This is a genomic window from Pseudodesulfovibrio thermohalotolerans, from assembly GCF_021353295.2.
GTDB lineage: Bacteria > Desulfobacterota > Desulfovibrionia > Desulfovibrionales > Desulfovibrionaceae > Pseudodesulfovibrio > Pseudodesulfovibrio thermohalotolerans.
Genome location: NZ_CP120635.1, coordinates 3,068,575 through 3,086,843 on the forward strand (window position 1 = coordinate 3,068,575; position 18,269 = coordinate 3,086,843).

An 18,269-nucleotide genomic window follows, 5' to 3' on the forward strand; every position below is an offset into this window, starting at 1 on the left:
ACCGCGAGGTCACATACAAATCGAGAAATATTAATCGGAACCGGCTCCCCCGGTCAGGCTGCGGCCGGTGATGCCAAGCCGGGCGTAGAGATCGCCCAGGGAGCCACGGTCGGACAGGACGATGACGGCGTGAGACGCGACGTGCTTGTCCTTGATGCCCCGCTCCCGGGCGAGAAGCACGAGGCGGATGAGGTAATTCCACTCCGGGGTCAGGGAATCCGAGGCGAATCCGGCCTCAAGCATGGTCCGGGTCAGGTCGTAATCGAACCGGACCTGACCGAGCAGGGAGACCATCTCGGCCCCGACCAGGAAGGGGATGCGACGCTGCACGGAGACGCCCCCGAACTCGGCGGCGTAGGCCTCGACATCCTCGCGCGGCACCCCCTTGCTCACTCCTTCGGCCAGGGCCTCCAGAGCGTGGATGTCCACCTTTTCCCTTGGCTCGGGCAGGAGATTGCGAACAAAGACATAGTCCTCGACCTTCTCCTGAAGCGCATGGGCGATAACCTGGGGCCGGACGTGTTTGGACAGGCCCTCTTCCAGCTTGTCCTCGAAAGGAGCCAGGGGAAGCTCCAGGCCGCAGGCCTCGACGAGCGGCAGGAGCAGGTCGGCCCCGTGAGCCCCGTCGATCTCGCCGGAGTCCACGGCGGCGTGAACGCGATCGACCGTTTCGGAATGAACGCCGCATTGGAGCGCGCGTTCCGACACGAAGGCGAGTTCATCCCCGGCCCCCGCCGGGCGTGCTGGGAAGGCCAGGCACAGCGCCAGCAGGAGAGCCAGGGTACGGAGGCTATAACGCTTGTTCATTTGTTCCGTTCACAAAGACTATCGAATTTCTGTGGCCGAACCCGTCGTCGCTGGTCATGGGGGCGTTGGGATCGGGCACAAACTGGGTTCCGTTCACCAGGAAGAGATATTCGTGATCGCCCGGCGGAAGCTGGGCTTCGAGTATCCAGGCTTTGGCTTTCGGACTGTACCACATTACCGAACGCTCCGCCCGCCAGTGGTTGAAGGACCCGACGACCGAGACGTTGCGGGCGTGCATCCCCGCATCGTGCAGCACGAAACGGACGGAGGCAAGCTCGGGCGCGCCCTTTTCCACGGGTTCGCGGACGGCCACGAACCCGAGCGCCAGCAGGGCGACGGCCAGGGTCATGGCCGGAATGGCCGTGACGGGCCGAACGGTCACCACCCAGGGCCGCAGGAACCACATCCGCAGCCGTATCCACAGGGACGGCCGCTTGGGATGCAGCCGGCCCATGATCCGGCAGGTCAGGTCAGCCGGAGGGTCGACCTCGGGCCCGTTCTGCACGGCGTTGATGATAACGTCTTCCATATGGGTTTTATTGCGTTTTTCAGTCATTGGTTCCCCCGTCGAATTGCTGCCGGACCATGTCCAGCCCTCTGCTCAGGCGCATTTTCGCCGCGCTGATTCCGATCCCCAGCGTCTCCGCGATCTCCTGCATGGAGAAATCGTGTCGATACCTGAGAATCAACGCCTCGCGATATTTCGAATCGAGATCCATCACGGCCGCGAAAGCCTTGGCCCCGTCGATCCGGTCGTTAACGGCCTTGGGCTCGTCCAGCCTGTCCTGTTCGCGAACAAGAACCGCCGCGTCCTCGACGAACACATGCCTGTCCCGGCCCTCCCGTCGGCCCCAATCCCGGGCCACGTTCAACGCCAGCGTGTACAGCCATGGGAAAAACCGTCTGCGCTGGTTGAACGAGGCCAACCTTTCATAGGCCCTGACAAAAGCGTCCTGGGCGAGATCGGCGGCAATGTCCTCGTCGCCTGTCATGCGAAGCATAAGGTTATACACGGGCCGCTGATACTCTCGTACCAGCACGCCATACGCCTGGACGTCGCCCAGCAGTATTTTTCGTATTATTTCCGCTTCGCGTTTGTCTTTCATTTCCTTTCCGGCGAGTCCCCCGAGGAGGCCGCAACTCATCTGCACCTACCTATACGCTCCCACAGCGGTTTAGGTCACACCCTCTTGCCCGGAGTTTTGTACTAGGCTAAAACTCTACACGAAGACCAAAGGAGAAAACAACCGTGCACTTACATGAGACTCCGGTGCTTGAAGCAATCCGGGAACGCCGCTCCATCCGCCGGTTCACGAACGAACCCGTGACCCGGGAGGAACTCGCCGCCATCCTGGAAGCGGGCCGATGGGCCCCCAGCGGCCTGAACAACCAGCCCTGGCGGTTCCTGGTGATCGCCCGCGATGATCCGCGCCGCGAGAAGCTGGCCGGATGCACCAAGTACGCGCGCATCGTCCGCGCCTCGGCCGCCTGTGTATGCGTATTCCTCGAAAAGGCGTCCATGTACAGCGAGATGAAGGACCACCAGGGAGCTGGCGCATGTATCCAGAACATGCTTCTCGCCGCTCACGCCCTGGGACTCGGCGCGGTCTGGCTCGGCCAGATCGTCAACGACCAGCCCGCGGCCCTGTCGGCCCTGGGACTTTCCGAATCCGAATTCGAACTCCAGGCAGTTATCGCCCTGGGACACCCGGACCAAAAGGGCGATTCCACCCGCAAACCTCTCTCCGAACTGATGTTGGAGGATTATTAATGAATATAACCACCATCCCCCTGGGGCCCCTGCAGACCAACTGCTACATTCTGGCCAACGGCAAGGAAGCCCTGGTCGTGGACCCCGGCGGCGACCCCGCGCCCGTGCTTGAATACCTTGAGAACGAAGGGCTGACCCTGACCGTCATCCTGAACACCCATCTGCATTTCGACCATACCGCCGGCAACAAGGCGCTCTCCGACGCCACGGGCGCGCCCATCATGGCCAACGACGCGGACGGCTACCTCATGGACACCTGGCTGGGCAAAGGCGGAGACATGGGCCTGCCGCCCATCGCCCCCTACAAATGGCAAAACCTCGAACAGGGCGAAACCGCCTTTGCCGGGGCGGCCTGCCGCGTCCTCCATACGCCGGGCCATTCACCGGGCAGCCTGACCTTCCATTTCCCGGACGCCGGGACCGCCTTCGTGGGCGACCTGATCTTCTACCGCTCCATCGGGCGCACCGACTTTCCGGGCGGCGACATCGAGGCGCTCAAGCGGTCTGTCAACGAACACATATTCACCATGCCGCCCGAAACCCGGCTGCTTTCCGGCCACGGCCCGGAAACTTCGGTCGGAGACGAGCGCAACCACAATCCGTTTTTCGGGGGATTCTGACAATGAGCGAACCCGTTAGCATCGACATTCGCGACAAGTGTTGAGGGGTGGGACTGGAGGTAGGTTGGTACCTCCGTTTCGCCCGCGCCGACAGGATTGAAGCCCTGGTCTCCCTCAAGGGAGTCGCCCAGGTGCGCCACGAGGAGCACGTGTTCCCGGACTGGACCTTCGAGATCGAAGAATTCGAGGACCACGCCAGGGCGGTCATGACCAGGAAGAAACCAGTATACGACAAGGAGCCGTAAATGAGCCGCGCCGCCGTCTTCGCCTGCTCCCACCGCCGGGGGGGAAACTCCGACAGGGCCGCCGAGCTCCTGGCCGAAGGCGTACGCCGGGCCGGGGGCGAGGCCGACGTCTTCTACGTGCGCAACTACGAAGTCCTGGCCTGCCTGGCCTGCGGATACTGTGACGTCGCCGAGCGGCAGGGCATCACGCGGTGCGTCCTGGGCCCCAAGGATCAGGCCTGGGATCTGTTCGAGCACTGCCTGACCGCCAGGACCATCCTCTTCGCCTCGCCCATCTACTTCTATCATCTGCCGTCCCGGCTCAAGACGTGGATAGACCGGGGCCAGCAGTTCTGGCGGGCGAGGCTGGACAACGAGCCGTGGATCGCGGGCCTGCCCCGGCGCACGGCCCACGCGGTCCTTGTCGCCGGTCAGCCATCAGGGGAAAAGCTCTTCGACGGAGCTCGGCTGACGCTCAAATACTTCGTCCAGAATTTCAATATGGACCTGGCCGCCCCCCTGACCTTCCGGGGACTGGACACCCGCGAAGATCTCCACGCCGAGTCCGACTCCGCCCGACGGATCGCGGAGCTGGGCGAAAGGGCCTGGACCACGGCCTTAGAAGAGGCCTGACGGCATCCATGCGCCGATCCATCCCGGCCCTCTTCCGGAAACTCGGCCTCGGGGCCGGGCGCTGCGCGGTCTGCGGCGCCGTCATGACGGACGGCTCGCAAGTCCTGTGCGACGCCTGCGCCGAGGGACTGCCCTTGCGCACCGGCGGTCTGTGCCCGACATGCGGCGCCATGTCCGGCCACGAAACCGATCCGCCCTCCCAATGTCCGGATTGCCGCCTGGAACCGCCGCCCTGGGACGAACTCTATTTCCACGGCCCCTACGCGGGAAGAATGCGCGAACTCATCATCGGGTACAAGTTCGGGAACAGATACGACCGCAACCGGCTCCTGGCCACGCTTGGAATCGAGGCCTTCGAAGCGCGCCCGGGGCGCACTCCCGACGCCGTGGTTCCGGTCCCCCTGCACGGCAGGCGGCTCGTCTGGCGCGGATTCAACCAAAGCGCGGAAATCGGCAGGGGACTGGCTCGGCGGCTCAAGCTGCCTCTGCTCCTCCACGGCCTTGAGCGCACCCGGAACACGCCGCCCCAGACCAGCTTCGGATTCAAGGAACGGCAAATCAACATCAAGGGGGCCTTTGCCGCGAACCCGGCCCGGATCGAAGGCAGGCGGGTGCTTCTGGTGGACGATGTCTACACCACCGGATCGACCCTGCGCGAATGCGCCCGGACCTTGCGGCGCGCGGGCTGCGCGGCGGTGGACGTCCTGGTCCTGGCCCGAACCCGACGAGACCTCTAACCCATAAATAATGTTGATGTTGCCCGGCTCACGGTGATAGCATAAAAAAATTGCGAAAAAACGCTACGCAAGGCTTGACTTCCTCCGCGTATTGCGGCTAGTTTGCCTCCTCTTACGAATTGGAGGTTTTTATTATGTTCGCTATCATCGAGACCGGCGGAAAACAGTACCGCGTTGAGGAAGGTCTTGAACTCAATGTAGATTTGCTGAAGGCTGATGCCGGCGACGCGCTGAGCATCGATTCCGTTCTCCTGGTTGACAAGGACGGCGACACCAAGATCGGCGCTCCTTATGTAGAGGGGGCGAAGGTCGAGTGCGAAGTTCTGGGCCATCTCCGCGGCGAAAAAGTCGTGGTCTTCCATAAGCTGTCCAAGAAAGACGCTCGCAAGACCCAGGGTCATCGCCAGGATTACACCAAACTGAAAGTCAATTCCATCAAGGCCTAAGGCCTGGAAGGGAGGATAACATGGCTCATAAGAAAGCTGGTGGTAGCTCCAGAAACGGTCGCGACAGTGCCGGACAACGGCGCGGCGTGAAGCGTTTCGGCGGACAGGAAGTGCTCGCCGGAAACATCCTCGTGCGTCAGCTCGGAACCAAATTTCATCCCGGCGAAGGTGTCGGCATGGGCAAGGACTACACCCTGTTCGCCCTGGTCGACGGCGTTGTCAAATTTGAAAAGTTCACTCGCAAGAAGATCGTCAAGACTCGCGTGAGTGTTACGCCTTCCGAGGCATAGTTCCCGATTGCGCGTGTTTTTTTGCCGGGCAGGGAGCTCAATTGCTCCCTGCCCGTTTTTTGCGTTGAAGTGAAGCGTGCCCATTCGGGAGCGGCAAGAGGAAAGACATGAAATTCGTAGACGAAGCGACCATCAAAGTGGCGTCCGGCAAGGGCGGCAACGGTTGCGCCAGCCTGCGGCGCGAAGCCAACCTGCCCAAGGGCGGGCCTGACGGCGGCGACGGCGGCAAGGGCGGCGACGTGATCTTTCGCGGCTCCGGCAGGCTGATCTCCCTCTACGATTTCCGTCTGAAACGCCACTATGCCGCAAGAAACGGCCAGCCCGGCATGGGCCGCGACCGCTACGGCAAGGCCGCCGAAGACCTGATCGTGGAACTGCCCGTGGGCACCCTCGTCTTCGAGATCATCGAGGAAGAGGACGGCACCACCCGCGAAGAACTCATCGCCGACCTGGTCGAGGACGGCACCGAGATCGTCATCTGCGAAGGCGGACGAGGCGGACGCGGCAACCTTCACTTCAAATCCTCGGTCAACCGCACCCCGCGATACGCCGAACCCGGCTTTCCGGGCGAGGAAAAGCAGATACGCCTGGAGCTGAAGATCCTGGCGGATGTGGGACTGCTCGGCCTGCCCTCGGCAGGCAAGTCCACCTTCATCTCCAAGGTGTCAGCGGCCCGGCCCAAGATCGCGGCCTACCCGTTCACCACGCTTGTGCCCAACCTCGGCGTCATCGAAGACGACGACTTCACGCGCATGGTTATCGCCGACATCCCCGGCCTCATCGAAGGGGCCAGCGAGGGACGCGGCCTGGGCATCACCTTCCTCAAGCATGTGGAGCGCACCCGCTTCCTGGTACACATCCTGGCCGCCGAGGACGTCAATCGCGACGATCCGACAGGCGGCTACGCCATGCTCAACCAGGAGCTGTCCCAGTACAACGCCGAGATGGGTAGCAAGCCGCAGATCAAGGTCATCAACAAGATCGACACCCTGTCCGAGGAAGATCTGGCCGACATGAAGGCCAAGGTCGAGGCCTCGGGCGAGCGCGTCTTCTTCATCTCCGCCCTGACCGGCGAAGGCGTCGACGAGCTGATGGCCGAAATGTGGCGGCAACTCGCGCTGCTCGAAAAGGAATAACCCTCCACTTCCCCACGGCAGGACACCCTGTCCTCACCGCGCCTTTTGGGGCCTTCCCCACGACACCCAGCCCCGCACATGACGGGGCTTCCATTTATGAGCCGAAACAACGCGTTGTCCCGCCGTCCCGGCAAGTCCTTCCTTGCAGGCCGCAACCAGTTGGAGTACCGTGCGCCCCATGACAAAATCGCGCATCACCAGAGATAATCTCCTTGACGACGTCCGCCGTGTGGTAATCAAGGTCGGCTCCGCCGTCATCACCACCGGCGACGGCCTGAACAACGCCGCAATCAATCGGCTCGCGGACCAGATTTCCATCTTGTCCGACAAGGGCCTTGATGTGGTTCTGGTCTCATCGGGCGCGGTGGCGGCAGGCAAGCAGCGCATCCTGGAGCGAACCCGCAGGCAACGACACAACGGCAAGGACATGGCCTCCCGTCAGGCCGCTTCCTCCGTGGGCCAGGGACGCCTCATGCACGACTACGACGAGGCGTTCGCCCGTCACGGCAAGGTCACCGCTCAGGTCCTGCTTACCCGTAGCGGGCTCAAGCTCCGCGAACGGTTCCTCAATGCCCGCAACACCATGGAGCGACTTCTGGAATGGGGCGTCATCCCCATCGTCAACGAAAACGACACGGTTTCCACCCGCGAGCTGGAATTCGGCGACAACGACACCCTCGGCGCCATGTGCCTCGGGCTGATCTGCGCGGACATCTTCATCAACCTGACCTCGGCCGACGGCGTCTTCGACAAGAATCCAGACGGCAACCCGGACGCCAAGCCCATCCCGCTCATCGAGGACATCGCGTCCATGGATCTTGAAGCCATGTGCGACGGCAAGACCAACGTGGGCACGGGCGGCATGTATTCCAAACTGCGCGCGGCCCGTCGGGCGGCCCAGTTGGGCGTGCCCACCCTGATCGTTTCGGGCAAGGGCCAGTTCGACATCCTAGCCGTGTTGAACGGCGGCGCGGGCGGAACCCTCGTCCTGCCCGACGACCGGGTGGTCTCCAACAAGAAATTCTGGCTGGCCTACCACGACAACCCGTGCGGATCCATTCTGGTGGACGAAGGCGCGGCCAACGCGCTGATGACCAAAGGGACCTCGCTCCTGCCCATCGGCATCACCGAGGTGGAAGGCTGCTTCGACCGGGGAGCCCTCATTTTCATCAAGACCGCGGACGGGAACGAGCTTGGAGTCGGCCAGACAAACTACTCAGCGGACGAACTGCGCCGCATCAAAGGCAAACGCACCGACGAACTGGCTGCCATCATCGGCCCCACGGTCTCCGACGAGGCCGTCCACCGCGACAACATGCTCCTTGACGCGGCCATCTGATGCGCAAAATCTACCTCGACCGCAACCTCCAGTTTGTCTTCGGGGTCACGCTCATGGCCGTGCTCGGGGTGTCGTCCATCATCCCGGCGCTGCCGGACATCATGAAGGGCCTCCATCTCGGGCCGGTGCAGATCGGTCTGGTCATTTCCTCGTTCACCCTGCCGGGAGTGCTCTTCTCACCCCTCGTCGGCATCCTGGCCGACCGCATGGGCCGCAAGGTGCTCCTGGTGCCCTCGCTGTTCATCTTCAGCGGCTTCGGCTTCGCCTGTTTCTTCGCCCAGACCATGCAGCAGCTTCTAATCCTGCGATTCTTCCAGGGAGTGGGAGCGGCGCCGCTGGGCGTGCTCTATTCGACCATGATCGGCGACCTGTACCACGGGCCGGAACGCGGCCAGGCCATGGGCTACAACGCCTCGGTGCTGGCCATGGGCACGGCCGGATACCCCGCCCTCGGCGGGTTCCTGGCGCTGCTCGGCTGGAACTATCCCTTCCTGCTCCCCCTGCTGGCCATCCCCCTCGGACTGGCCATCCTCTTTTTCATGAACACCCCGGAGCCGCAGAAAACCGGTAGCCTCAAGGAATATTTCTCCGACGCCTTCCGCCGAATGAAGACTCGCGAGACCATGGCCCTGTTCGCCACAACCCTGCTGACCTTCATCATCCTGTACGGGCCATTGGTCACCTACCTGCCCATCCTGCTCAGCCACAGGTTCTCGGCCTCTCCGGCGACCATCGGCCTGGTCTTCCTGGTCGCCTCGGGCTTCACGGGCATCGCCTCTTTCCAGCTCGGCAAGCTGACCCAGCGTTTCGGGCAGCGATCCCTGCTCATGGCCGCCGCCGTGCTCTACGGTCTGGCCATGGCGCTCACGCCCTACGCCCCGTCCCTGCTCATGACCATCCCGCCGGTCATCTGTTTCGGCCTGGCCCAGGGGCTGAATATCCCCACGGTCATGACCATGCTGACCACCATCGCCCCCATGGAGCAGCGCGGAGCGTTCATGGCCGCCAACGGCCTGCTCCTGCGCCTGGCCCAGACCATAGCTCCGATGATTATGGGCGGTCTCTACGCCCTGTCCGGCATGAGTGCCGTGTACTGGGGCGGATTCGCCTGCGCCGTCGCCATCCTGGTCCTGGCCCGATTGTGCATCACCAACACCATCCCAACCTCTAATCCTTCGGGAAATTCAAACCGATAAGAGAACATGACCTCCTTCAGATCGCGCCTGCAACACCGCCTCAATCCCCTGCACGTCTATTGCAGACTCCGCTCACTGGGCATGGCCCATCGGGCCGCCATCCTGGTTTCAAACTGCTGGGAACGCGCCCTGTACCGCCACATCCTTTCCTGATCCCCCCTGGTGCCAATGCTTCGGCAGGTGCCGATTTCTTGCCCGCCGCCGCAGGCCATGCCATTATGCTCAAAACAGCATAAGAGGGATAAAAAAACATGCTGATATACTTAGGCTTCGACGACACCGACGATCACGATTCGCCCATTGGCACCGGACGGCTGGTACGGGAATTCGCCAAACTTCTGCCAGAGGGGTACGCTCTGCGGGGCATTGTCCGCCATCAGCTCCCCCGGCTGCGCGACATCCCCTTCACCTCCAACAACAGCTCGGCCTGCGCTCTGATCGACATGAGCGCGGACCTGTCCACGGACCCCCTGCTGGAGCTGGCCGCAAGCCATCTCACCACGCATTGCGCACCAGGCAGCGACCCGGGCCTGTGCATGGCGCGGGAGGATGCCGTCACGCCGGGCATGGTGGAATTCGGCAAACAGGCCACCGCCGCCAAACTGACCCAGGGCGAAGCCATTGACCTGGCACTCCCCATAGAACTGCTCGGCCTGGGCGGGACCAATGACGGGATCATCGGCGCATTGGCCGCTGTGGGGCTGACCCGTTTCGGCTGGTGCGGCCGGTTCATTGAATACGGAAAACTGCGGGATCTGCCCGACGCCATGACCGTTGGGGACCTCTTCGCGGCGGGCATCGACGTGGTCTCCGTGGACCGCGACCCGTTGGTGCCCCGGCCCGGCGACGCCGTTGAAAACGCCGCCTGGATACGGCCCTCCCTGTGGGGAGGAAAGCCCGTGTTGCAGGTTCGCGCCGCCGGATTCGGCGTATGGGAACCGGCCCATGGGAAACGCCCCAAGGCCGGGCACGGCCAGGGAGCGCGCAAAAGAGCGGCTACGGCTCCCGGTATCGCCTGATAAAGGCGTCCAGCTTGTCGCGCTGCCTCTCCATGTGCAGTATCCACGCCTCCAGAACCTCCAACCCCTCCGCCGTCACCGAATAGACCCGCTTGGCCGGGCCGTCTCCCTCCGCGTCCCAGGTGGAGGAAACCAGTCCCTCGTCATCCATTTGGCGCAGGTGCCGGTAGATCATGCCCGGAGGCGCGTCCCCCCGCAAAAAACCATAGTCTCCAATGGACTGAATGAGTTGATATCCATAGGAAGGCCCGCTCCTGAGCGCCATGAGCAGGGAGGGTTGCACGTATCGTTGCGGCTTGGAGCCACCCACTTTTTGCGACATGAATGTAAAGTCCTTCTTGACTATATGTGTTTAAAGGATATATGTTCACTATAGACAATTATCCATCAAGGCACAAGCCAAGGAGGCAACAATGAAGATATTCGTTCGTGAACGTTCGAGAGCTGAAGAAGGCACCAGGAGACCCAGATTCCGCGTGGTCGGCGTCCAGGGCGGCGATCTCAAGATTTACGCCAAGCGTGTGCGCAAGTGCGAACTCAACGCACTGGCAGAGCACACCGGAGCAGAGGTCGTCTACCTCCCGCGCGACGGCGAAGGCGCACACAAGAACGCTTAAAACGGCGAGCGACAGCGCGCCCGCACTTTCCCGGGGACTTCCCCCTCATGTTGACGGCTGCTCCCGCACGAAATCTCACCCCGGGAAAACGAGCAGCCGCATTGCCCCTCATCATATCCGTCCGCCCCGGAACACGTTTTCGGGACGCTTTGCAGCGCGGTTCGCCCGGCAAAAAAACAGCGAAAGCCCCGGCCCTTTATGGGCCGGGGCCTGTTCATGCCGTTTGCGTGATACGCATAACTGGCCGGGAAGCCACGGCTGGGGCGGCTGCCGCCTTTTCGCACGCCCGGCCACAGCGGATCGGGGCCGACCCGAAAGGAACGCAGACCGCGAACGGTCCGCCTCCACGGGTTTGCCGCCGTTCCCTTCCAAACAGGGAAACGGCTAATCCTTGTACACGATGGTCCCCACGTGCTCGCCGTCCAGGGCTGCGTGGAGGTGTTCGGGATGCCTAAGGACATCGATGATCTGGAACGACTTGAGGGTCTTGGCGTTCTTGAGGAAGGTCAGGACCGGACGTTCGACGATCAGATCGTCGAGATCGAGTTCAAGCAGTTCGTCCACGTGAATCCTGTCATAAAACTTGAGGGCATCCCTATCCTTGGCCTTCTTTGGGTCGCTCTCGAACATGCCCTTCTCGTCCTTGAGATAGATAAGCGACTTGGCTCCGATGTTCTCGGCCAGAAGGAACGCACCGGAGTCGGTGCGATGGGGCGGTATGGAACCGTGCTCGGCCGGATGCTCGAAAAAGCCGTAAGGCGGGATGCCGGTGGTGATGGGCAGATAGCCGAGCTGGCAGTACATATGCAACTGCTCAAGGTGCGCGCCGTGGCCGATCATGGCTCCGCCGTGCTTGGCGAGCAGCACCGAGAGCATCTCGGCGTTCTGGGCCGACACCTTGTCGCCGAGCTTGGACAGGACGCCGGTGGGCATCCCCAGGTCCACGCCGATGGAGTAGACGTGACGGGCCCTGGTGCCGCCACCGCACATGAGCAAAATCTTGTGTTTTTCCTTGGCTTTGACCAGTTCATCAAGGATGGGAAAGAGAGCCTTGGCCCCCCGGTCCATGATGGACTGGCCGCCGATCTTGATTACGTTGACGTCCGGCTGCATACGGAAATACTCACCGGCCTCAGTGCTCCTAAGCAGCTTGCGGTCCACCAGCGACTCGCCCATGAGCGGTGTATCGATATGCAGCCTGCCCTTCTCGTCCTTTTCCTTTATCAGCTTGCCCATTCGGTTTTCCTCCGAGGTCTGTTTATGGATTTCAAGCCATTGTACCTGCCCGGAGGAAAATGGCAAGCCGCCGGGCATCAAGCCCGACGGAGCATCATGCCTAAATGTTGATCTTGCCCCGGTTGATGATCCAGGTGAGGCACAATCCCACGCCGAACGCCCAGGCCAGGTTGGAGGCCATGGTGATGCCGAGCATGACCATCATGACGAACAGGCCGGAGCGACTCTGGACATCCTGGATGGTCAGGGCCAACTGCGCACCGGCAAAGAAGAGGAGCATTCCGAGTACGCCCATGGGCAGCAGATGCAGGACGTTTATGGACTGGGCCCCCAGGAATACTGCCAGAGCCACGAACAATCCGCCGATGATGATATTGGACCCTGCCGTGCGTGCTCCGAAGGCGTAGTGTGCGGCCAGCCCGCCCGCGCCGTGGCAGAGCGGCATTCCGCCCACCAGGGCCGAAACCACGTTGGCCAGCCCCATGGAGATGCACAGGGCCCTGTCCGTGACCCGGCGGCTCTCGTTGCCGAAATACTCGAAACTGAGATCCCTGTTGGCAATGACCGCGTTACCCATGGTCATGGGTATCTGCGGAGCGACCAAGGCGAGCAGCGCAAAGCTGAAGTCCGGCAGGGCCGGGATGCCGAAGGGCAGGATTTCCGGGAAATGCAGGCCAGGACGGATAACGGCCAGTTCGCGCCACGCCCCGAAAACAGCCCCGAAAACAACTCCGGCCACTACCACCACAAGCCCGGCCGGGAAACGGTTGCTGCGCAGGAGCAACAGCGCGGCCAACCCGAAAACCACCCCCGTCACCACGGACATGGGCACCGGCCCCAGGGACTGGACGGCGAGAAACGGCTCCACCGCGCCGCGCATAACCTGCAAGGGATTCTTGCCCACGATGAGGTGGACGCCCTTGGCGAGGAGCAGGATGCCGGTGGAAAGCTGCACGCCCCGGATGACCGGCTTGGGCACGAGACGGGCCACCTTGTCGACCAGCCCGGTCCCGCCTAGGAAGAGGAGCATGATGGCCAGGAGAATGCCCGAGGCGGTGATGACCTGGGGCGTAAGGGCCATGGCGATGCCGTACGCCGAAATGACTTTCATGGGCTGCACGGCGATGGGCACCCGGTAATAGGCCCCGCCAATGAGGTACATGAGTCCGACGGCCAGAAACAGTCCGGTGGCCGACAGTCCGTTTATCATTATCATGCCGAAGGCCAGCGGCAGCAACGTGCCCAGGTCGCCCATGGACCCGGCCCATTCCATCCTGTCGAAGCGAATTTTCATAAGCCAGTCTCCCGGTTAATTTCCTCGGACTTTAGGAGGATTTAACAGATTCGGCACAATGCACGCAACCGCAATCTGTTGACTTCCCGCCTTCTTTCCATGACAATTCGTCCCAATTCCGGCACGTTTCCGGCAACCAGGAGCCTTTCATGAAACACGAGTCCATCAGCAAACGGGACATGAAGCGATACCAGCTTCAGGCTAAATCCATCATCGAGACCTTGCCGTTCATTACGGAATTTTACGGCAAAACCATCGTCATCAAGTACGGCGGCAACGCCATGATCGACGAGCACCTGAAGCGCGCCTTCGCCCTCAATATCCTTCTTCTCAAATATATCGGCATCAACCCGGTCGTCGTACACGGCGGCGGGCCGCAGATCGGCCAGATGCTCAAGGCCCTGAACATCGAGTCGCATTTTCGCCAGGGCTACCGGGTCACCGATCAGGCCACCATGGACGTCGTCGAGATGGTCCTGGTGGGCAAGGTCAACAAGGAGATCGTCAATCTCATCAACCTGCATGGCGGCCAGGCCGTTGGACTTTCCGGCAAGGACGGACGGCTCATCACCGCCGAGCCCAAGGAACTGGCCATCGAGAAAAAGGACGCCCCGCCCGAGATCATCGATCTGGGCAAGGTGGGCGAGGTCACTTCGGTGAACACCAAGCTCATCGAATCCCTGCTCGGCGAAGGGTTCATCCCGGTCATCGCGCCCGTGGGCGTGGACGACCATGGCGAGACCTACAACATCAACGCCGACTCCGTGGCCGGAGCCGTGGCCACCGCCCTGGGCGCCAAACGGCTCTATCTGCTGACCGACGTGCCCGGCCTGCTCGACGCCAACGGCGAACTGGTCACGTCCCTGACCGCCAAGGAGGCCTTCGAGGCCATCCGCTCCGGCGTGGTCACCGGCGGCATGATCCCCAAGATCAAATGTTGCCTGGAAGCCGTGGCCGGGGTGGAAAAATCGGCCATCATCGACGGCCGCGTGGAAAACTGCATCCTGCTCGAACTGTTCACCAAATCCGGCATCGGCACGGAAATCGTCTACTAAGCCATGCAGCACGGATTCTTCACCATCATCCCGCGTACCGAGTTCGAGGCGCTGCTGCGGGGCTTCCCCGTCCTCGCGGCCGAGACCGTTAACCTAGCCCGCGCGGCAGGACGCGTCCTGGCCGACAACCTGATCGCGCCGCATGACTGGCCCCTGCTCGACCGCTCGTGCATGGACGGTTATGCGGTGAACGCCCGCGACGCATTCGGGGCCGGGGAATCCAACCCGGGCTACCTGGAATGCGTGGCCGCCCTGCCTATCGACAAGTTGCCGGACATCGCCCTCAATCCCGGGGAATGCGCGCGCATCGCCACGGGCGGCGTGCTGCCCGAGGGCACGGACGCCGTGGTCATGGTCGAGCACACCCAGGCCATGCAGGACGGACACGAGGGCGGAACCATCGAGATCAGGAAAAGCGTGGCCCCCTTCGACAACGTCATGCAACGCGGAGAAGACGCCCGCAAGGACGCCGTGGCCCTGCCCGCCGGAACGCCCCTGCGCCCGCAGGAAATCGGCCTTGCCGCAGCCCTGGGTTTTGAAAATCTTTCCCTGCGCAAACGCCCCAGGGTGGGCATCCTGTCCACGGGCGACGAGCTGATTCCCGTCAGCGAAATTCCCGAACCGGGCCAAGTGCGGGACGTGAACACCCACACCGTGGCCGCCCTAGTGGAACAGGCGGGCGGCATCGCCGTTCCCTACGGCATCATCAAGGACGATCTGGAAAGCCTGAGCCGCGCTCTGCAAACGGCCCTGGCCGAGAACGACGCGGTTCTCCTGTCCGGCGGAAGTTCCATCGGCGTGCGCGACCTGACGGTTCAGGCCATCGAGGCCATGGACGATGCCGAGATACTGGCGCACGGAGTGGCCATAAGCCCCGGCAAGCCGACCATTCTCGGCCGCGTGGACGGCAAACCCGTGCTGGGACTGCCCGGACAGGTGACGTCGGCCCTGGTGGTGGTCCACGTCCTGATTCTGCCGCTCATCCGTCACCTTCAGGGCGACCCGAACGCCTTTTCCCAGTCAAAACGCTGCCTGCGCCAGGCGAAGCTCGCCCGCAACGTGGCTTCCAAGCCCGGCCGCGAGGACTATGTGCGCGTCAGGCTGGAGGAACGCGACGGCGAACCGCCCCTGGCCCATCCGGTGCTCGGCAAGTCGGGTCTGCTGCGAACCATTGTCCAGGCCGACGGGCTGGCCACTATCCCGGCCGAGTCCGAAGGGCTGTACGCCGACGAGTTGATTGATGTGTGGATTGTCTAACAGCCTTAGACTGTTGACTTTCGATTAAAATCCGTCTTCCTGGCCGTCCAGCTCGTATATCTTCCAGCCGCCGGTTCCCTTCATAACCACGAAGACCGAGTCCTCTTCCAGGTTCCGGTCGAGCTTGCCCACCTGAACGCGGTAGGTCCCGAAGACCCGGACCTCGGCCACATCCTTGTCCATATAGACCAATTCGAAGCCGAGCCCGGACGGGTCCACTTTGGCCGTGCGCAACTGCTTGAAGGTTCCCCGCTGGCGTTGAATTTCCTTGAAGACCTCGAACTGAAAATCGAACATGTCGCGCACGTGCGGCGCGAACAGAAGATGGTAGTCGTCGTCAAGGGACGTCTGCTTGACGTAAAAATCGCGGAGCAGCTCCTGTATTTCCGAGGGCACCGGATTGGATGTGTCCGCTGGCGGAATCTGAGGCACGAACGTACCATCCGCCGTGGCATCGCTTTCCGGCACGGCCATCAGCGTCAGATACAACTTGACCTCGGACACGGCCAGCTTCATGCGCGCCAGGGGCACGCCTTGGGGAAACACGGAATCCACCACGATCCGGATGGACTTGGCCGGCCTGCCCGGACACCGGATGACCTGCTCGCCTTTTTCGTCGCGCAGCCAAAAGGGAAACTCCCAGCCGTCGGGATAGACGATCCTCCCCGAACGGATGCGCCGAAACTTCTCGAACTCCCCTGCACCCTGGTTGCCGTTGTAGATGCCCAATCCCGTGACCCGCACCGGCATCTCGAAGGAAAACTCCATCCATTGACCCTCGCCCGCGGATACGCTGCCCCCGGCCCATGCCGTGGACGGATCGCCGTCCATGAGGTTTCCGGGCGCATACTTGAACTCAAGGTCCACCTTGAAACTGGACACGGCCACATTCACGTTCAAGGCGAATGCGGGGCCGCAGCAAAAAAGGAATAACAACAGGACGGACGACAGGATGACAAAAGGGAAAGGACGCTGCATGAGCGCACCCATAGCACAACCGTCCGCTCCCAGTCCCGCAGAAAAACGGCTCTTCCCGGGTGGCAGGACGGCCGCTCCCATACAAAGACGGCACGCGGAGGAATTCATAGGCCACAAAAAAGGGAGCCCGTAAGGACTCCCCCGTTTTTTCGGCGAATGCCTGTCCGCTAGTAGCGGTAGTGATCGGGCTTGAAGGGACCTTCGACGTCCACGCCGATGTAGTCCGCCTGCGCCTTGGTGAGCTTTTCCAGCTTGACGCCGAGACGGGCCAGATGGAGACGGGCAACTTCCTCGTCGAGCTTTTTGGGCAGGATCATGACCTTGGGCTCGTAGTCGTTCTTGGCCAGATCGATCTGAGCCAGGGCCTGGTTGGTGAAGGAGTTGGACATGACGAAGCTCGGGTGGCCGGTGGCGCAGCCGAGGTTCACCAGACGGCCTTCGGCCAGGATGATGATGGAGCGGCCGGACTCCAGGGTCCACTTGTCCACCTGCGGCTTGACGACCTTCCTGATGCAGGCCGGATTCTTCTCCAGGTAGATCATCTCAATCTCGGAGTCGAAGTGGCCGATGTTGCAAAGGATCGCCTCGTCCTTCATCTTCTCCATGTGCTCGCCGGTGACGACATGGTAGTTGCCGGTGCAGGTGACGAAGATGTCGCCACGGGAAGCGGCGTCATCCATGGTGGTCACTTCGTACCCTTCCATGGCGGCCTGCAGGGCGCAGATGGGGTCGATCTCGGTGATGAGGACGCGAGCGCCGAAGCCGCGCATGGACTGGGCGCAGCCCTTGCCCACGTCGCCGTAACCGACCACGACCACGACCTTGCCCGCGACCATGACGTCGGTGGCGCGCTTGATGCCGTCAGCCAGGGACTCGCGGCAACCGTAGAGGTTGTCGAACTTGGACTTGGTCACGGAGTCATTGACGTTGATGGCCGGGAAAAGCAGCTCGCCAGCACGCTGCATCTCGTAGAGGCGATGCACGCCGGTGGTGGTTTCCTCGGAAACGCCGCGCACCTTCTTGGCGATCTCGGTCCACTTGGTGGGGTTGGCTTTCACCGAAGCGCCCAGGCGGTCCATGATGATCTGGAACTCGTGGACATCGTATTCCTTGTCCGCGAGGGACGGATCGGCCTCGACCTTGACGCCCTGGTGAATGAGCAGGGTGGCGTCGCCGCCGTCGTCCACGATGAGGTCCGGGCCGGAGCCATCGGGCCAGGTCAGGGCCTGTTCGGTGCACCACCAGTATTCTTCGAGGGTCTCGCCCTTCCAGGCGAAGACTTTGGCCATGCCGGACTCCGCGATGGCGGCAGCGGCATGATCCTGGGTGGAAAAGATGTTGCAGGACGCCCAGCGGATATCCGCGCCCAGCTCATACAGGCACTTGATGAGCATGGCGGTCTGGATGGTCATGTGCAGGGATCCCGTGACCTTCAGCCCCTTGAGCGGCTTTTCCTTGCCGTACTTGTCGATGATGGCCATGAGGCCGGGCATTTCGCGCTCGGAGAGCTGCATCTCCATGCGGCCCCACTCGGCCAGCGACATGTCGGCCACTTTGATCTCGCATTTGGGATCGACGGGCATGACGTTCTTGGACATGAATACCTCCAACTAA

The 18,269-nt window shown here is 62.3% G+C and carries 23 protein-coding genes; 15 read left to right on the forward strand and 8 right to left on the reverse strand.

Annotation, left to right across the window (positions count from 1 at the left end; genetic code table 11):
• Positions 1 to 30: 30 nt before the first annotated feature.
• From LF599_RS14365 to LF599_RS14375, 3 genes are read right to left on the reverse strand one after another with little or no spacing between them, the layout of a single operon-like run.
• Complete coding sequence (locus tag LF599_RS14365) at positions 31 to 807, reverse strand: hypothetical protein (RefSeq protein WP_279521250.1); 777 nt, start codon at positions 805 to 807, stop codon at positions 31 to 33.
• Positions 791 to 1,363 carry a glycogen-binding domain-containing protein gene (locus LF599_RS14370; RefSeq protein WP_279521251.1) on the reverse strand — a complete coding sequence of 191 codons (573 nt, stop codon included), beginning with the start codon at positions 1,361 to 1,363 and terminating at the stop codon, positions 791 to 793. Before LF599_RS14370 ends, LF599_RS14365 begins: the two co-directional genes overlap by 17 nt.
• Positions 1,356 to 1,913 (reverse strand): RNA polymerase sigma factor, encoded by a 558-nt coding sequence (locus LF599_RS14375; RefSeq protein WP_279521252.1) that lies wholly within the window; start codon positions 1,911 to 1,913, stop codon positions 1,356 to 1,358. The genes LF599_RS14370 and LF599_RS14375 overlap by 8 nt, the downstream gene beginning before the upstream one ends.
• A gap of 143 nt (positions 1,914 to 2,056) precedes the next feature.
• Between LF599_RS14375 and LF599_RS14380 the strand changes: the two genes are divergently transcribed.
• The 12 genes from LF599_RS14380 (at position 2,057) to LF599_RS14435 (ending at position 10,218) form a co-directional block, all read left to right on the forward strand.
• Complete coding sequence (locus LF599_RS14380) at positions 2,057 to 2,578, forward strand: nitroreductase family protein (protein ID WP_279521253.1); 522 nt, start codon at positions 2,057 to 2,059, stop codon at positions 2,576 to 2,578.
• Entirely contained in the window at positions 2,578 to 3,198 is a 621-nt protein-coding gene (locus LF599_RS14385) for an MBL fold metallo-hydrolase (protein ID WP_279521254.1), read from the forward strand. Before LF599_RS14380 ends, LF599_RS14385 begins: the two co-directional genes overlap by 1 nt.
• Before the next feature lie 47 nt (positions 3,199 to 3,245).
• Positions 3,246 to 3,443, forward strand: coding sequence for a hypothetical protein (locus LF599_RS14390; protein ID WP_269943477.1), 198 nt, complete (start codon positions 3,246 to 3,248; stop codon positions 3,441 to 3,443).
• Positions 3,444 to 4,055, forward strand: coding sequence for a flavodoxin family protein (locus LF599_RS14395; protein ID WP_279521255.1), 612 nt, complete (start codon positions 3,444 to 3,446; stop codon positions 4,053 to 4,055).
• Between the two features lie 8 nt (positions 4,056 to 4,063).
• Positions 4,064 to 4,792: a ComF family protein gene (locus tag LF599_RS14400; protein ID WP_279521256.1), complete on the forward strand. Its 729-nt coding sequence runs from the start codon at positions 4,064 to 4,066 to the stop codon at positions 4,790 to 4,792.
• A gap of 134 nt (positions 4,793 to 4,926) precedes the next feature.
• Positions 4,927 to 5,238, forward strand: a complete 312-nt coding sequence (rplU, locus tag LF599_RS14405; protein WP_279521257.1) for a 50S ribosomal protein L21 — start codon at positions 4,927 to 4,929, stop codon at positions 5,236 to 5,238.
• A 20-nt stretch (positions 5,239 to 5,258) separates the two neighbouring features.
• A complete protein-coding gene (rpmA, locus tag LF599_RS14410; RefSeq protein ID WP_269943475.1) occupies positions 5,259 to 5,528 on the forward strand; it encodes a 50S ribosomal protein L27 in 270 nt (89 codons plus the stop codon).
• 107 nt (positions 5,529 to 5,635) lie between these two features.
• A complete protein-coding gene (obgE, locus tag LF599_RS14415) occupies positions 5,636 to 6,664 on the forward strand; it encodes a GTPase ObgE (protein WP_269943474.1) in 1,029 nt (342 codons plus the stop codon).
• Positions 6,665 to 6,842: 178 nt separating this feature from the next.
• Entirely contained in the window at positions 6,843 to 8,003 is a 1,161-nt protein-coding gene (gene proB, locus LF599_RS14420; RefSeq protein WP_269943473.1) for a glutamate 5-kinase, read from the forward strand.
• Positions 8,003 to 9,199 (forward strand): MFS transporter, encoded by a 1,197-nt coding sequence (locus LF599_RS14425; RefSeq protein WP_279521258.1) that lies wholly within the window; start codon positions 8,003 to 8,005, stop codon positions 9,197 to 9,199. Before proB ends, LF599_RS14425 begins: the two co-directional genes overlap by 1 nt.
• Positions 9,200 to 9,205: 6 nt before the next feature.
• A complete protein-coding gene (locus LF599_RS14430) occupies positions 9,206 to 9,352 on the forward strand; it encodes a hypothetical protein (protein ID WP_269943471.1) in 147 nt (48 codons plus the stop codon).
• A gap of 98 nt (positions 9,353 to 9,450) precedes the next feature.
• Positions 9,451 to 10,218, forward strand: a complete 768-nt coding sequence (locus LF599_RS14435) for a hypothetical protein (protein WP_279521259.1) — start codon at positions 9,451 to 9,453, stop codon at positions 10,216 to 10,218.
• On the opposite strand, the gene LF599_RS14440 is transcribed toward LF599_RS14435, so the two are convergent.
• The gene (locus LF599_RS14440) at positions 10,196 to 10,540 is read right to left on the reverse strand and encodes a helix-turn-helix transcriptional regulator (RefSeq protein WP_279521260.1); all 345 of its coding nucleotides are present in this window, start codon (positions 10,538 to 10,540) and stop codon (positions 10,196 to 10,198) included. The genes LF599_RS14435 and LF599_RS14440 overlap by 23 nt on opposite strands.
• A gap of 91 nt (positions 10,541 to 10,631) precedes the next feature.
• On the opposite strand from LF599_RS14440, the gene LF599_RS14445 reads away from it, so the two are divergent.
• The gene (locus tag LF599_RS14445; RefSeq protein ID WP_269943468.1) at positions 10,632 to 10,835 is read left to right on the forward strand and encodes a hypothetical protein; all 204 of its coding nucleotides are present in this window, start codon (positions 10,632 to 10,634) and stop codon (positions 10,833 to 10,835) included.
• A 384-nt stretch (positions 10,836 to 11,219) separates the two neighbouring features.
• Here the strand turns inward: LF599_RS14445 and LF599_RS14450 are convergent, their stop codons facing one another.
• Together LF599_RS14450 and LF599_RS14455 are read right to left on the reverse strand one after the other, a co-directional pair.
• The gene (locus tag LF599_RS14450) at positions 11,220 to 12,071 is read right to left on the reverse strand and encodes an amino acid kinase family protein (protein WP_279521261.1); all 852 of its coding nucleotides are present in this window, start codon (positions 12,069 to 12,071) and stop codon (positions 11,220 to 11,222) included.
• 100 nt (positions 12,072 to 12,171) lie between these two features.
• A complete protein-coding gene (locus LF599_RS14455) occupies positions 12,172 to 13,365 on the reverse strand; it encodes a putative sulfate/molybdate transporter (RefSeq protein WP_269943467.1) in 1,194 nt (397 codons plus the stop codon).
• A 179-nt stretch (positions 13,366 to 13,544) separates the two neighbouring features.
• Here LF599_RS14455 and argB point away from each other — a divergent pair, with 179 nt between their 5' ends.
• Positions 13,545 to 14,420 (forward strand): acetylglutamate kinase, encoded by an 876-nt coding sequence (gene argB / locus LF599_RS14460; protein WP_279523106.1) that lies wholly within the window; start codon positions 13,545 to 13,547, stop codon positions 14,418 to 14,420.
• Between the two features lie 3 nt (positions 14,421 to 14,423).
• Positions 14,424 to 15,677 carry a molybdopterin molybdotransferase MoeA gene (locus LF599_RS14465; protein WP_279521262.1) on the forward strand — a complete coding sequence of 418 codons (1,254 nt, stop codon included), beginning with the start codon at positions 14,424 to 14,426 and terminating at the stop codon, positions 15,675 to 15,677.
• A gap of 24 nt (positions 15,678 to 15,701) precedes the next feature.
• Here LF599_RS14465 and LF599_RS14470 read toward each other — a convergent pair whose 3' ends face one another.
• Together LF599_RS14470 and ahcY are read right to left on the reverse strand one after the other, a co-directional pair.
• Complete coding sequence (locus LF599_RS14470) at positions 15,702 to 16,559, reverse strand: discoidin domain-containing protein (protein WP_279521263.1); 858 nt, start codon at positions 16,557 to 16,559, stop codon at positions 15,702 to 15,704.
• Positions 16,560 to 16,822: 263 nt separating this feature from the next.
• A complete protein-coding gene (gene ahcY / locus LF599_RS14475; RefSeq protein WP_269943465.1) occupies positions 16,823 to 18,253 on the reverse strand; it encodes an adenosylhomocysteinase in 1,431 nt (476 codons plus the stop codon).
• Between the last annotated feature and the right edge of the window lie 16 nt (positions 18,254 to 18,269).